This is a genomic window from Streptomyces sp. NPDC043952 (genome assembly GCF_056435325.1).
Map to the genome: position 1 here is coordinate 45,911 of NZ_JBWKES010000020.1, position 14,716 is coordinate 60,626.

Sequence of the window (14,716 nt, forward strand, 5' to 3'; positions counted from 1 at the left end):
AAGGGTCGGTGTATCCGGCACGAACGCGTATTCGCCTGACACCGGGTTTCCGCCGCGTCCGAAAAACGTGTGTTCGACAGGGGGGTCTTCGTCGTTGATCCCTACGCCCTGTCCGCTCTCCGCCGAGGTGATGACGTGCCGCCCACCCGCTCCCACATCCGTGCGACCACCGAGACGTACCTGACCCGGCATCCGCACGAACGCGAGGCCCTGGCCGGGTTGCCGGCCCTCCTCGACGGGCCCGACGAACCGACGAGCCGCGCCACGCTGCCGGCCCACATCACGTGCAGCGCGGCGGTCATCGACCGTGACCGGCGCGTGCTGCACATCGGTCACCGGGCGTCGAACCGGCTCCTCGCGCCGGGCGGTCATGTGGAGGACGACCGGACCCTGTTGGCCGCCGCGCTGCGCGAGGTGTGCGAGGAGACCGGGCTGCGCCCGGCGGATCTGTGCCTGACGCCGCAGTTCCTCGGCACGCCGGTCGACATCGACGTCCATGACATCGACGCCGCCCCGGCCAAGGGCGAACCCGCGCACCGGCACTTCGACTTCCGTTTCGCCTTCTACCTCGCGGCGGACGCGCCGCCACCGCTCTCGCCGCGGGACGAGGAGGTGTTCCGCGTGGAGTGGCGGCCCCTCGCTGACGTCGGTTCACCGACCCTGCGCGCCAAGCTCCTGGACGCCGAGGCCCGAGGTCTCGACGGGCGGCCCGAGCCGGTCAACGCCTCCGCCCTGATCCACGACGGCCGCGGCCGGTATCTGCTCCACCTGCGCGATCACCGGGACGGCATCTGGGAGCCGTGGTCCCTCGCCCTGCTGGGCGGTGGCCGCGAGCCGGGCGATGCCTGCCTGGAGGCGACCCTGCGCCGCGAACTCGCCGAGGAGGCGCCCGGTCTGGAGCCCGCCGGGCTGAGGCCGTACGCCCTGGAGACGGAGACCGGAGTAGACGGACTCAGCGTGCCCGTCCAGATCTACGAAGGTCGCTGGAGGGGTCACCCCGATTCCGTGGAGCTGCGTGAGGGCGTCCTGTTGCAGTGGTTCACCGTCGACCAGTTCGACCGGCTGCGGCTGAGTCCCGGCCTGGGCGACCTGATCCGCGGGCACGCCGCCGAGCAGGCTGATTGCGGCGGCCCGCGGGACCGCGACGACCAACGGCGTGGTGACGCGCCGGCGGGAACGGAGCTGCACATCGTCGGCGTCCACCTCTACCTCCAGGACGAGCGGGGCCGCGTCCTCCTCGGGCTGCGGCACCCCGATGCGGCGTACGCCGGCAACACCTGGCACTTCCTGGCCGGGCACTGCGAGCGGGAGGCCGCGGTCGGCTGCCTGGTGCGGGAGGCCGAGGAAGAGGCCGGGCTCGTCATCGATCCGGCGGGTGTCGAGCTCGTGCACGTGGTCCACCTGCTCAGCCCGCCGACGGCACGCCCGCGGATCCAGCTCGTCTTCCGCGCCCGGTCCTGGTCCGGCACCCCCGAGGTACGGGAGCCCGACCGGTGCGCGGAATGGCGCTGGTGGTCGCCCGAGTCCCTCCCGCGACAGCTGGTTCCCTACGCGCGCACCGCCATCGAGGGCGTCCTCGCGAACCGCTCCTACTCCGAGATGGGCTGGTCGTGACCCCAGAGGTCGCCAGCGCGCCGAGGCCCCTCCGTAGCCGAGCCGGCCGCCTCGGCCGGAGTCGAAGAGGCGCGGCGGCAGGTCGATGCCCATCTGCTCCGGCGCCGCCGTGGCGATCGGTGCCGCCGGGCCGGGGCTTTGGCCCGGCGCAGGGGGTGGCGCTGCGCGCGGGACGACCCGTTCGGGGGACAAAGCGGCTATCCGCCTGCTTTCTGGGCATCGCTGGCATTGACCGCATCAGCATCCGACAGAGAGAGATTCCCGTGTCTGCTCGCTCCCTCACGGCGGCCCTCGGCGCCGCCTGTAGTGCCTTCGTCCTGCTGCTGGCCGCGCCGGGTCCGGCCGCGGCGGCGACCGGCCAGTTCCGCTACTCCTACACCACCGCCGAGGGGTACGAAGCCGTCGGCTTCCTCAACGACCCCGCCAGCGGCGAGTGCATCAATCTGCAAGGGCCCGGTGCCGAGCCGGGGTCGGCCAGCCGGGCTCCCAAGAACCGCACGGACGCCACCGCGACCGTCTTCCTCGACGCCGACTGCGAGGGCGACGTCTACTACACCCTGCGCCCCGGCGCGGGCGCGGGCGACCGCCTCCTCCTGCGGTCCGTCGTCTTCTCCTGAGCTCCCGCACGGGGAGCCGGACGCCGCTCACCGCGGAGCGGCGCGCGTCAGCCGGGGTGGGGTGAGCGGGCCGGGGACTCGCGGTGGAGGGCCAGGGTGTCCAGGCGGTGGACGCGTGCGTCCGAGGGCGCGTACACCAGGGGGCCGATTCTCGTCGCCGGGTGGGGCGGGGCGGGCTCGCCCCGCAGCGCCGTACCGACGAAGCGGCGCATGCGTTCGCCGCACCGCCGGTAGAACCGCAGTTGGGTGCGGCGGCCGAACAGCCGCCAGCCGAGGGCGGTGACCGGGCCGAGCGTGGGCGCGCCCTGCGAATAGCAGGTGACCAGGAACTCCACCGCGCCGGTCGGGCTGTTCTTCACCACCTCGTAGGTGACCTTGCCGCGCTCCAGGTGACCGTCGAGGGTCTCGTACGCCCATCCCCACACGTGGTCCGTCGCCTCCCGCGTCTCGTCGACGACCTCGGTGACGCGTACGCCGCAGTGGAAGTGCAGGCCGTGGAAGCGGGCTTCGAGCAGCATGTCGCGGCCGAGGAGGGGGGCCGCCGGGTCGTACAGCGCCCGGACGATCTCCGGCGGGGAGAACTCGTAGTCGCGGACGAGGCGGCGGGCGTGCGTCCAGGATCCGCCGGGCGCGGGAGGGCCGGGGGGCTCGGCGGGCAGCGGGGTGCGGTGCACGTCGATGTTCCACGCGGGGCGGCGTACCTCGTCGGCCGAGTAGTTGACGGACGCGTCGGCGAGCCGCTGCCACGCTCGTACCGCGTCGAACCGTCCGAAAGCCGGTCGCCCGGTGGTCGTCACTCCGGTTCCCGCAGCGATTCGCCGATCAGCCACAGCATCGGCGGCCACAGGCCGACGAACAGCGCGCGCCGTTCGGCGTTTCCGCGCTGCTCCTGGTCGACGGTCTTCGCGCGCACCCACAACGTCACGCACAGACCGATCGCGCCGAGCGAGGCGAGGTGCAGTTGAGCGCTGCGCGCGCCCGCTCGGTGCAGCAGCCGGACCACCATGCGCGCCTCCAGGTTCGTCCGCTCGTGTCACACCACCGTGTCACCAGCGCTATACCAGGGTATGCACCTATTCATTCATATTTATGCCTATCCGATGAGATGAGGGAGTTCGATGCCCGGACAGCGCTGGCAGCGGGGCCTGACCGTGCTGGCGCGGTGGCTCCTGGGCACGATGCTGGTCACCTGGCGTTATCTGTGGGAGACGACGCCCCTGTACCGTGCGGGCGAGTGCGAGGGCGATGAGCGGGACCGGCCGCCGCAGCTTCCGCCGACGGCGGTCGACGGCGCGGTGCAGCGGGCCGAGGACGGCTGCGGTCCCCTGTTCCACCGTGTCTTCCGGGTCCGTATCGCCGGGGCCGACGTCGATGCCGCCCGGCTCGTGGAGCATGTCTGCCGGCACTTCGAGCACTTCGTCCCCTCGGAGGTGGTCGGGATCCGCTCGGGTGAACTCGGTGCCGGGGGTCTGGACGTCGCGGACGAGCTGGTGGTGGAGATGCCGGGTCCCTGGAACGGTCCGGTGCGGGTCCTCCACCGCGACCGCGGTCTGCTGCACCTGGTGACGTTGCGCGGGCACATGGAGGCCGGTCAGGTGCGGTTCCGCGCGTACGAGGACGGCGACCTGCTCGTGTTCGAGATCGAGCTGTGGGCACGCGCCGCGACCCGCCTGGTGCACGTGCTCTACTCGTACCTGCGGGTGGCGAAGGAGATCCAGCTCAACATGTGGGTCCGCTTCTGCCTGTCCGCCGTCCGGGACTCGGGCGGCCGGCTGGTGGACGGGGTGCACATCCGCACCCGCCGGCTCCACCCGTCGCACGCGGCGCCGCGGAAGGGGTGAGGGGCACCCCATGCCGAGCGGCCCTCTCCAGGACCGTACCGCCGTGGTCACCGGAGCCGCGCGCGGGCTGGGTGCCGCGCTGGCGCGCGAACTGGCCCGGCGCGGGGCGCGCGTGGCACTCCTGGGGCACGAGGGGGCCGGGCTGGCCGCCGTGGCGGACTCCCTGGCGACCGCGAACGCGAACGCGGCCCTGGCGGTCGAGGTCGACGTCACCGACCCCACCGCCCTGGCGGAGGCGGCGGCCGAGGTGCGCGCCCGGCTCGGGCGGCCGTCGGTGGTCGTGGCGAACGCCGGGATCGCGCAGGGCGGCCCGTTCGCGACGTCCGACCCCGCCTCGTGGCGCCGCGTCATCGACGTCAATCTGACGGGCAGCGCCCACACGGCGCGGGTCTTCCTGCCCGACCTCGTCGCGACCCGCGGCTACTTCTTGCAGGTCGCCTCGCTGGCCGCGCTCGGTGCCACCCCCATGATGAGTGCCTACTGCGCCTCGAAGGCGGGGGTGGAGGCGTTCGCCCACGCGCTCCAGGCGGAGGTCGCGCACCAGGGGGTCGCCGTGGGCATCGCCTATCCGGGCTGGGCGGACACCGACATGATCGGCGACGCCGAACGGTTCGCCGCCCTGCGCGAGTTGCGCGTGCGCATGCCGCGTCCCGTCCGCGCCATCCACCCGGCCGACGCGGTCGCCGCCCGGCTGGCGCGTGCGATGGAGCGCCGCCGTACCGCGGTCTACGTTCCGTCGTGGCTGCGCTGCGTCCAGGCGGTCCGTGCCGCTCTGCCGCCCGTCGTGCTGCGGGTGACCCGGCGCGAGCTGCCCCGTCTGGACGCCGGACGGCCGTTGCGCGCCACCGGCCCGCTCGGCGCCGGCGGGCGGTCCGACACCGCCGCGGAGCGGGGAGAGGGCTGATCGCCCGGCCGGGGGCTGCTCGGGGGGCCGGTGCCGGGGGGTGCGAGGCGCGGGGTCGTACGGCGGCGACGGCAGAGCCGGACGGGCGCGCACCGGCCGCGGCGGCCCGGCGGCCCTGGGGCACCCCTGACGCACCGGGCGCCGCTCGCGCCTGGGCCGGGGCGCGTACGACACCGGTCGCGCCTGGGCCGGGGCCCGCACGACACCGGTCGTACCTGGGCCGTGGCGCGTACGACATCGGTCGCGCCTGGGCCGGGGCCCGTGCGTATACACCGTCGGCCTCGGGTACTCCGGGTGGGTCAGGACGGCGCAGTCCCGCCGCCGTACGACACAGACGGGCCCCTCCCGTCGGGCAAGGACGGACCATGGCCGACTTCGACGACAGCGCCCTGGACCTGCACTTCATCGGCAACGCGACCGTCCTGCTGCGCTACGGCGACCTCACCCTGCTGACCGACCCGAACTTCCTGCACCGCGGCGAGCCCGCGTACCTCGGGTACGGGCTGATCAGCCGCCGTCTCACGGAGCCGGCGCTGGCCCCGCGGGAGCTGCCGCGGCTGGACGCGGTGGTCCTCTCGCACCTGCACGGCGACCACTGGGACCGCAGGGCCCGGCAGCACCTGGACCGGTCGGTGCCGATCGCCACCACACCGCACGCGGCCCGCCGGCTGCGCGCCTGGCAGGGCTTCCGGCAGGCCGGGGGGCTGCGCACCTGGGAGAGCTGCACCTTCCGGCGGGGCGGGGCGCGGGTGCGGGTGACGGCGCTGCCCGGCCGGCACGCCCTGCGGCCCGTGCTGCGGAATCTGCTGCCGCCGGTGATGGGCAGCATGCTGGAGTTCGGCCCCTCTGACGGCGCGGTGCGGCTGCGCCTGTACATCTCGGGGGACACGCTCCTCTTCGACGGTCTGGAGGAGATCGCCGGGCGCTTCCCCGGCGCAGACCTCGCGGTGCTGCATCTGGGCGGCACGACGCTGCCGGGCGGGTTCGTGGTCACCATGGACGGTGCCCAGGGCGCCGAACTCGCCCGCCGCCTCGACTACCGGCACGTCCTGCCGGTGCACTACGACGACTACACCGTCTTCCGCTCCCCGGTCGAGGACTTCCTGGCCGAGGCGCGCGGACTCGGCCTGGGCGAGCGGCTGGTCCCCTGCGAGCGAGGGCAGCACGCGCGGGTGGTGGCCGGCGGAGAACCGCCCACGGTGCGGTGAGCGAACGGCCCACGGTGCGGTAAGCCCCGCGGGCCAACTCCACGGCCGGAGAGCTGAGATGGCGCACCCCGGTAGGCCGATCGGGCGACTTCTTCCCGGATCCGGGCGGTCGCGCGTGCGGTCGCCCGATCGTGGACCTCGGCGCGCAACCGGTCGATCGGCGCTGTCGTCCTCAACGGCGGGTCGTCGTCTCAAGGAGGTCATGCGGTGGGTACGCACGTCGATGTCGTCAAGCCGCTGGCGGACCTGCTCCGCGACCATGCCCGCCGCCTCGGGGACAAGGTCTGCTTCGAGGACCCGGTCCGGCGTGTGACCTACCGCGAGCTGGAGCGCAGGACCGCGCGGCTGGCCGGTCATCTGGTCGGGCTCGGTCTGGAGCGCGGTGACCGGGTGGCCGTGCTGCTCGGCAACCGGGTCGAGACGGTCGAGAGCCTGCTCGCGGTCACCCGCGCGAGCTGCGTCGGCGTGCCTGTGGACCCGGGCAGTTCACAGGACGAGCTGACCCGCCTGCTGGACGACAGCGGGGCACGGCTGCTCGTCACCGACGACACCTGCCTGACCCGGCACCGGGCGCTGTCGTCCCGGTCCGGGATGACCGTGGTGCTCGCCGGGGGCGGCAACGACGAGGACAGCGGCGGGAGTTCACGCCCGGACGCGGACGGGGAACGGTCCGCCGTACGGGACGGGGTGCTGCGCTACGAGGAGTTGGCGGACGCGGAGCCGCGGACGCCCTGCCGGGACGATCTCGGGCTGGACGAAGTGGCCTGGCTGCTCTACACGTCGGGCTCCTCCGGAGCGCCCAAGGGCGTCCTGTCCACGCAGCGCAACCGCCTCTCGCCGGTCGCGACAGGGCTCGTCGGTGTCCTGGGCCTGTCCGAACGGGACCGTGTGCTGTGGCCGTTGCCCCTCCATCACGCGATGAGTCAGGTGGTGTGCTTCCTCGGCGTGACCGCGGTGGGCGCGAGCGCGGTGCTGCTGCCCCGGTTCTCGGTGGCGGGCGTGCTCCGCGAACTGCGCGGCAGCGGCGCCCCGTTCACGCTTCTCGGCGGGGTCCCGACCACCTACTCGGCGCTGCTCGACGCGGTCCGGGGCGAGGAGGACGGCGCCGGTCTCGGCGCCCCCGCGCTGCGTGGCTGCGTCAGCGGTGGCGCCGCGGCGGGGCACGGGTTCCGCGCGTTGTTCGAGGCGGTCTGCCGGGTCCCCTATCTGGAGCACTACGGCAGCACGGAGGCGGGCCCCGTCACCATGGCGGCGCCGGGTGAGGCGACGGCGGACGGAGCGTGCGGCCGGGTGCTGCCCGGTACCCGCGTCCGGGTCGGCGGGGGCCCCGACGGACGGGACGCCGGCGAGGGTGAGTTGTGGGTCGCCGGGCCCGGTGTCATGGCCGGTTACCACGGCAGGCCGGAGGCCACCGCGGAGGTGCTGCGCGACGGCTGGTTCCGCACCGGCGACCTGGCCAGGATCGACGCCTGCGGTGAACTGGCGGTCACCGGCCGGGCGAGCGAGCTGATCGTCCGGGGCGGGGTGAACATCCACCCTGCGGAGGTGGAGGCGGTGCTGCGGCGGCTTCCGGGGGTGGCCGACGCCGCCGTGGCCGGGCGCCCGCACCCGGTCTTCGGCGAGGTGCCGGTCGGCTATCTGGTCACCGGGCCGGGTGGCGGGCTGGACCGGGGGCGCGTCCTCGCGGCCTGCCGGGCGCGGCTGGCCGCTGCGAAGGTGCCGGTCGAGCTGTTCGAGGTGGCCGGGATCCCCCGTACCGTCTCCGGGAAGATCCTGCGCCGGGACCTCGCCGCCCTGCCCGCGCGGGCGCTGGGCGCGGAGCCCGCGGGGGAGCCCGGCCGGCAGACTTCGGCGCCCGCCGGACGGGGCCGGGCACCGGCGGAGGAGCTGCTGGACCTGGTGCGGGGCGAGGTGGCGGCCGTACTCGGGTGTACGCCTCGGTCGGTGGAACCGGGCACCGCGCTGCGGGACTTGGGCATGGACTCGCTGACGGCGACGGTGTTGCGGGAGCGGCTGTCGGCGGTGACCGGGCTGCCGCTCTCCGAGGCCGTCGCCTTCGACTTCCCCACGGCGGCCGCGCTCGCCGCCCACCTCGGGGAACGGAACGCCGCCGCGCCGGCCGGTGCCGGTTCCGTGCACCGGGGTGCGGACCGGCCGGACGACGATCCCGTGGTGATCGTGGGGATGGCGTGCCGCTACCCCGGCGGCGTGACCTCCCCGGAGGAACTGTGGCGGCTGGTCGCCGACGGGAGGGACGCCATCGGCCCCTTCCCCGCCGACCGGGGCTGGGACGTCCGGGCGCTGTACGACCCGGACCCCGGCAGGCCCGGACGGACGTACGTGCGCGAGGGCGGCTTCCTTTCCGGCGCGGACCTCTTCGACCCCGGATTCTTCGGCATCTCCCCCCGCGAGGCGCTGGCGATGGACCCGCAGCACCGGCTGCTGCTCGAAGTGGCCTGGGAGTCCTTCGAGCACGCCGGTCTCGTCCCCGCCGCCCTGCGCGGCACGGCGACCGGGGTGTACGTCGGGCTGATGTACAGCGACTACGCCCGCCGCCTGGCGACGACGCCGGAGCAGGTCGAGGGGTACCTGGGTCTCGGCAACGCCGGCAGCGTCGCCTCGGGGCGTATCGCCTACACCCTGGGCCTGGAAGGGCCGGCCCTCACCGTGGACACGGCGTGTTCCTCGTCCCTGGTGGCCCTGCACCTCGCGGCCCAGGCGCTGCGCCGGGGCGAGTGCGCCTTCGCGCTGGCCGGCGGTGCCACGGTGATGTCGGGGCCCTCGTCGTTCGTGGAGTTCAGCCGGCAGCGGGCGCTGGCACCGGACGGCCGCTGCAAGGCGTTCGGCGCGTCGGCCGATGGCACGGGGTGGGCCGAGGGCGCCGGGATGCTGCTGCTGAGCCGCCTGTCCGAGGCGCGCCGCGCCCGGCTTCCGGTGCTGGCCGTGGTGCGCGGCTCGGCGGTGAACCAGGACGGGGCGAGCAACGGACTGACCGCGCCGCACGGACCGGCCCAGCAGCGGGTGATCCGGCAGGCGCTCGCGGACGCCGGGCTGGCGTTCGGGGACGTCGACGCGGTGGAGGCGCACGGCACCGGCACCCGGCTCGGGGATGTCATCGAGGCGGAGGCGTTCTTCGCGACGTACGGGCGCGAGCCGCGGCCAAGTCCCCTGCGGCTGGGCTCGGTGAAGTCGAACATCGGTCACGCCCAGGCCGCCGCCGGAGTGGCCGGGGTGATCAAGATGGTGCAGGCGATGCGGCACGGTGTGCTGCCGCGCACCCTGCACGCCGACGAGCCGACCCCCCGTGTCGACTGGTCGCCGGGGCGGGTCGCGCTGCTGACCCGCGCGGTGGAGTGGCCCGCGACGGACCGCCCGCGCCGGGCGGGGGTGTCGTCCTTCGGCATCAGCGGCACCAACGCCCATGTGGTGCTGGAGGAGCCCCCGCGGGACGAGGCGGCGGGGGCGGCGGCCGTATCGCCTGTGCCGGGGCATGCCGAGGGGGCCGCGGTGGCCTTCCCGGTGTCGGCCAGGAACGCGCCGGCGCTGCGGGAGCAGGCACGACGGCTGTACGACCACGTGGCCGCCGCCCCCGACACGGCCCTGGTGGACCTCGGGCACTCGCTCGCCACCACGCGTACGGCCTTCGAGCACCGGGCCGTGGTGGTCGCCCGCGACCGCGCCGAACTGCTCGACTCGCTGCGGGCGTTGACCGAAGACGACAGGCGCCCCGGAGTGCACAGGGGAACCTCTCGCCAAGCGGCACGGATCGCCGTGCTGTTCACCGGCCAGGGCAGTCAACGCGCTGGCATGGGACGCGAGTTGTACGCGTCGCGGGGGGCGTATCCGGTCTTCGCCCGTGCACTGGACGAGTGCTGCGCCCTGCTCGACCCGCTGCTGCCGGTGCCCCTGCGGGACGTCCTGTTCGCCGGGCCCGGCACGAGCGCGGGCGCGCTGCTGCGCACGACCCGGTTCGCGCAGCCGGCGCTCCTGGCCCTGGAGACGGCCCTGTTCCGGCAGTTCGAGGCATGGGGAGTACGTCCCGCGCTGGTGGCCGGGCACTCGGTGGGCGAGGTGACGGCGGCCCATGCCGCCGGGGTGCTGTCCCTCGCGGACGCCTGCACCCTGGTGGCGGCCCGCGGCCGGCTGATGGACGCGCTGCCCGCGGGTGGCGGGATGGCGGCGCTGGCCGCCGACGAGGACGAGGTGGCCGCCCACCTCGCGGCGACCGGGTGCGCGGCGGAGATCGCCGCGGTCAACGGGCCCGCCTCGGTGGTCGTCTCCGGCGACGAGGCCGCGGTGCGGGAGGTCGCCGCGCACTTCAGGGCGCGGGGCCGTTCGGTGACGCCGCTGCGGGTCGGCCATGCCTTCCACTGCGCGCACATGGAGCCCGTGCTGGCCGACTTCGCGGACGTGGTCCGGCATCTGGCCTTCGCGGCGCCGCGGTTGCCCCTGCTCACCGCCGTCGAGGGCCGCGCGGCCACCGACGAGGAGCTGCGCACACCCGAGTTCTGGGTGCAGCAGATCCGCCGCCCGGTCCGCTTCGCCGACGCGGTCCGGTACCTGGGTGAGCGAGGGGCGACGCACTACGTCGAGCTGGGGCCGGACGGGGTGCTCACCGCTCCGGTACGGGAGTGCCTCAGCGCGGCTGGGCCCACAGAGACCGGCGCGGGCACGGGCACCACGGCCGGCGCGGGCACGGGCAGCACGGTCGGTGCGGGCGCGGATGGCGGTGAGCGGCGCCCGGCGCCACTGGTCCTGCCGACGCTGCGCCGGACGCGGCCGGAACCGGACGCCCTGCTCGACACGCTGGCCGCGCTGCACGCCGACGGCGTGCCCGTCGACTGGCGGGCCGTGTTCGCCGGGCGCGGCGGACGGCGCGTCGCGCTTCCCACGTACGCCTTCCAGCGCCGCCGCTACTGGCTGGAGGACGCCACCTCGGACCATCCGCCCGCGCACCCGGCGGCCGAGCCCACCCGTCCATTCCTGCCGCCGACGGCCGAGCCCACCCATCCGTTCCTGCGGTCGCGCGTCCACACCGCCGATGATGACGGTTGGCTGCTGAGCGCGGTGTTGTCGGTGCGCGAACAGCCGTGGCTCGCCGACCATGTGGTGGCCGGGGAGGTCCTGCTGCCGGCGACCGCCTTCGTCGAGACGGCCCTGCACGCCGGTGCGCCGGCGGGCGCCACCGTCCTGGACGAGCTGGTCCTGACCGCGCCGCTGCCCCTGCCCCCGGACGGTGCCGTGGCCTTGCAGGCGAAGGTAGCGGGGCCGGACGGTGCGGGGCGGCGGGCCGTGTCCTTCTACTCCCGCCCGTACCCCGCCGCAAAGGACGAGCCGTGGCGCCGGCACGCCGTCGGCACTCTCTCACCGGCGCGGCCACCCGAGGGCCGGGAGACGGCCACCGCCGGAACCGGGGGCGTCCCCCGGCCGCGCGCCGCCCGGCCGCTCGGGTCCTGGCCACCGCGGGGGGCGGTGCGCCTGCCCGCTGACGGTCCGGGAAGCGGATCGTACGACCGGCTGGCCGCCGAAGGGCTGCGCTACGGTCCCGCCTTCCGGGGCCTGCGCGCCGCCTGGCGGCACGGGGAGGAGCTGTACGCCGACGTCGAGCTGCCCGCAGCGGCCGGGGCGCCGCATCCGGAGGGTGACGGACCGGAGTTCGTCCTGCACCCCGCGCTGCTCGACGCGGCGCTCCACGTCCTCGCCCTGGCCGACCTGCGCACGGACGGCTCCGGCGCGACCGGCAGGCTGTCCCTGCCGTTCGCCTTCAGCGGGGTGCGGGTGCACACCGGTGGCGTACGGCGTCTGCGGGTGCGGGCGGTGCCGGGGCCCGGCGGGCGGACCCGGATGGAGCTGGCCGACGAGACGGGTTCACCGGTGGCCACGGTGCGTGCGCTGACGCTCCGGCCCCTGCCGCGTACCGGAACGGCGACGGCGGACGCGGGCACCGCCGCCCTCCACCGTACGGAGTGGGTGCCGCCGGCCGAGCCGTCGGCAACCGGCGCGCCGCCCCGCTGGGCGGTTCTGGGTACGGCGGGCACACCGCTGGTGGACGCCCTCGCGCCCCCTGGTTCCGGCATCCCGGTATACGGGGCCCCGGCGGACTGCGAGGCGTCGGCGGCCGTCGTCGTGGCACCGTGCCCGCCGCCCGGCCCGGCCGACGGCACGCGGAACCCGGCCGCCGGGTTGCTGGAGGCGGCGGAGCGGGCACTGAGGCTCGTACAGGCGTGGCTCGCGGCACCGCACCTGGCCCGCTCCCGGCTGGTCCTCGTCACGTCCGGTGCCGTCGCTCCGGCCGACGACGCTCCCGCCGGTCGGGACCGGTACGGCGAGAGGGCGCCCGTACCGGCGCACACACCGGTGTGGGGGCTGATCCGCTCGGCCATGCGCGAGCATCCGGGGCGCTTCGCCCTGATCGACACGGACGAACACCCCGACTCCTGGAGCGTCCTGCCCGCCCTGCCGGCCGCCGCGCTGCCGGAGGCGGCCGTACGCCGGGGGACCGTGTACGTGCCGGAGCTGGTGCCCCTGGCCGCGGCACCGGAGCCGCGCAGGCTCGATCCGGAGGGCACGGTCCTGGTCACCGGCGGCACCGGTTCCCTGGGCAGGCTGGTGGCGCGGCACCTGGTCACCGCCCACGGCGTCCGTCATCTGCTGCTCGCCGGGCGACGCGGGGCGGACGCTCCGGGGACCCGGCGACTCGTCGCGGAGCTGGGCGCTGCGGGCGCCCGAGTGACCGTGCGCTCCTGTGACGTCGCGGACCGGGCCGCGCTCGCCGCCCTGCTCGACGCGGTTCCGGCGGCCCACCCGCTGACCGGCGTCGTGCACACCGCAGGGGTGCTGGACGACGGTGTCGTCACGGCGCTCACCGCCGACCGGCTGCGGCGGGTACTGCGTCCCAAGGCGGACGCCGCGCTCGCGCTGCACGAACTGACGGCTGGTCAGGACCTGGCGCTGTTCGCGCTGTTCTCCTCGGTGGCGGGCGCCTTCGGCTCCGCGGGCCAGGCCAACTACGCCGCCGCCAACTGTGTGCTGGACGCCCTGGCACGGCACCGCCGCCGGCTCGGGCTGCCCGGTACGTCGATCGTCTGGGGCCCCTGGCGGCAGGGCGACGGAATGATGGCGCACCTCGACGACGCGGACCGGCAGCGGATGGCCCGCGCCGGGTTCGCCCCGCTCGGGCCGGAAGAGGGCCTGGCCCTGTTCGATGCCGCCGTGGCCGGTGACGAGCCCGTGGTGGTGGCGGCCCGCCTCTCCCCCACCGCCGACCCGGCGGCGAACCGGCTCCCCGCTCCCGCCGGTGCGGGCGGCAGGGGCCGGGACCGGCGCGGCCGGGCGCCGGCGACCGCCTCGCCCGGCGAGCGGGCCGGGGTGCTGCTCACCGAGGTCAGGGCGCTGGCGGCGCGCGTCCTGGGCCACGCGGAGTCACCCGGCGAGATCGAGGAGGACGCCCTGCTGGCGGACCTGGGGCTGGACTCCTTGGCCGCGGTCGACCTGCGCAACGAGCTGGAGGCCTGGACGGGGCTGGCGCTGCCGTCCACGCTGCTGTTCGACTTCCCGACGCCACGCGCGCTCGCCACCGAGCTGACACGGCGGTATGCCGCCGAGGCATCCCCCGCGCAGGAGAACGCGGCGGGTGGTTCGCAGGCGGGCGCTCTCCCGGATGCCTCCGGACCACGGACCGCCGACGGGGAGGGGACTCCGGACTCCCTGGGCGCGCTCTTTCGTACCGCCTGTGCCCAGGGCCGGACCTGGGACGGCATGGCGCTCCTCACCATGGCCGCGCGTCTGCGCCCGGCCTTCGACCGGACCGGTGCGGCCGGTGCGGCGCACGAACCCGTGCCGCTCGCGGCGGGCGGCACCGGGGCCCGGCTGGTCTGCGCCCCCGCGCTCAGCGCGGTGTCCGGACCGCAGGAGTACGCGCGCCTCGGTGCCGGGCTGCACGGGCTGCGGCCGGTGTCCGCGGTACGGCAGCCGGGGTTCGAGCCCGGAGAGGCGCTGCCCGGCACGCTGGACGCCCTGGTCACCGCCCAGGCCCTGGCCGTCCGCGCGGCCGAGGGACCTGTCGTACTGCTGGGGCGGTCGGCCGGCGGCTGGGTGGCCCATGCCGTGGCGGAGCGCCTGGAGTCCGAGGGCGCCGGCCCGGCGGCGGTGGTCCTGCTGGACACCTATCCTCCGGGCCACGGCGAGCGGGACCGGGCGCTCTCCGCGATGACGTCGGACATGCTGCGCCGGGCGGCGGAATTCGCCTCCGCCAGCCCCGACCGGCTCACCGCCATGGCCGGGTACTTCGACCTCTTCGCCGGCTGGCAGCCCGCGCCGCTCGCCTGCCCCACGCTGTACGTACGGGCCCGCGACCCGCTGCCCGGCACCGAACCCGCCCCGCTCTGGAGCCTCCCGCACACCGAAATCACCGTGCCCGGCGACCACTTCACCATGCTGGAGGAACATGCCCGCACCACCGCGACCGCGGTCCACCAGTGGCTGGGAACCGTCTGAGGGCGGCCGCCGGCACTCCCCCAACTTCCGTGCCGG

At 75.4% G+C, this 14,716-nt stretch carries 8 protein-coding genes; 6 read left to right on the forward strand and 2 right to left on the reverse strand.

Annotation, left to right across the window (positions count from 1 at the left end; genetic code table 11):
* The first annotated feature begins 135 nt into the window (after positions 1–135).
* Entirely contained in the window at positions 136–1,614 is a 1,479-nt protein-coding gene (locus AC069R_RS22675) for an NUDIX domain-containing protein (protein ID WP_478768617.1), read from the forward strand.
* A 263-nt stretch (positions 1,615–1,877) separates the two neighbouring features.
* Entirely contained in the window at positions 1,878–2,231 is a 354-nt protein-coding gene (locus tag AC069R_RS22680; RefSeq protein ID WP_478768618.1) for a hypothetical protein, read from the forward strand.
* 47 nt (positions 2,232–2,278) lie between these two features.
* On the opposite strand, the gene AC069R_RS22685 is transcribed toward AC069R_RS22680, so the two are convergent.
* Positions 2,279–3,028 carry a DUF1990 family protein gene (locus AC069R_RS22685; RefSeq protein ID WP_478768619.1) on the reverse strand — a complete coding sequence of 250 codons (750 nt, stop codon included), beginning with the start codon at positions 3,026–3,028 and terminating at the stop codon, positions 2,279–2,281.
* Positions 3,025–3,237: a hypothetical protein gene (locus tag AC069R_RS22690; RefSeq protein WP_478768620.1), complete on the reverse strand. Its 213-nt coding sequence runs from the start codon at positions 3,235–3,237 to the stop codon at positions 3,025–3,027. Before AC069R_RS22690 ends, AC069R_RS22685 begins: the two co-directional genes overlap by 4 nt.
* Before the next feature lie 112 nt (positions 3,238–3,349).
* Here AC069R_RS22690 and AC069R_RS22695 point away from each other — a divergent pair, with 112 nt between their 5' ends.
* From AC069R_RS22695 to AC069R_RS22710, 4 genes are all read left to right on the forward strand, one after another.
* Positions 3,350–4,072 (forward strand): DUF1990 domain-containing protein, encoded by a 723-nt coding sequence (locus tag AC069R_RS22695; RefSeq protein WP_478768621.1) that lies wholly within the window; start codon positions 3,350–3,352, stop codon positions 4,070–4,072.
* Positions 4,073–4,082: 10 nt separating this feature from the next.
* Complete coding sequence (locus tag AC069R_RS22700) at positions 4,083–4,976, forward strand: SDR family oxidoreductase (protein WP_478768622.1); 894 nt, start codon at positions 4,083–4,085, stop codon at positions 4,974–4,976.
* A gap of 365 nt (positions 4,977–5,341) precedes the next feature.
* Positions 5,342–6,184: an MBL fold metallo-hydrolase gene (locus AC069R_RS22705; protein ID WP_478768623.1), complete on the forward strand. Its 843-nt coding sequence runs from the start codon at positions 5,342–5,344 to the stop codon at positions 6,182–6,184.
* Between the two features lie 207 nt (positions 6,185–6,391).
* Positions 6,392–14,680 carry a type I polyketide synthase gene (locus tag AC069R_RS22710; RefSeq protein WP_478768624.1) on the forward strand — a complete coding sequence of 2,763 codons (8,289 nt, stop codon included), beginning with the start codon at positions 6,392–6,394 and terminating at the stop codon, positions 14,678–14,680.
* The last annotated feature ends 36 nt before the right edge of the window (positions 14,681–14,716 follow it).

What these genes read in the sequence shown, in the direction of transcription:
- AC069R_RS22705 (WP_478768623.1), top strand. Translation starts at nt 5,342, where the DNA reads ATGGCCGACTTCGACGACAGCGCCCTGGACCTGCACTTCATCGGCAAC.
- AC069R_RS22700 (WP_478768622.1), top strand. Translation starts at nt 4,083, where the DNA reads ATGCCGAGCGGCCCTCTCCAGGACCGTACCGCCGTGGTCACCGGAGCC.
- AC069R_RS22690 (WP_478768620.1), bottom strand. Translation starts at nt 3,237, where the DNA reads ATGGTGGTCCGGCTGCTGCACCGAGCGGGCGCGCGCAGCGCTCAACTG.
- AC069R_RS22695 (WP_478768621.1), top strand. Translation starts at nt 3,350, where the DNA reads ATGCCCGGACAGCGCTGGCAGCGGGGCCTGACCGTGCTGGCGCGGTGG.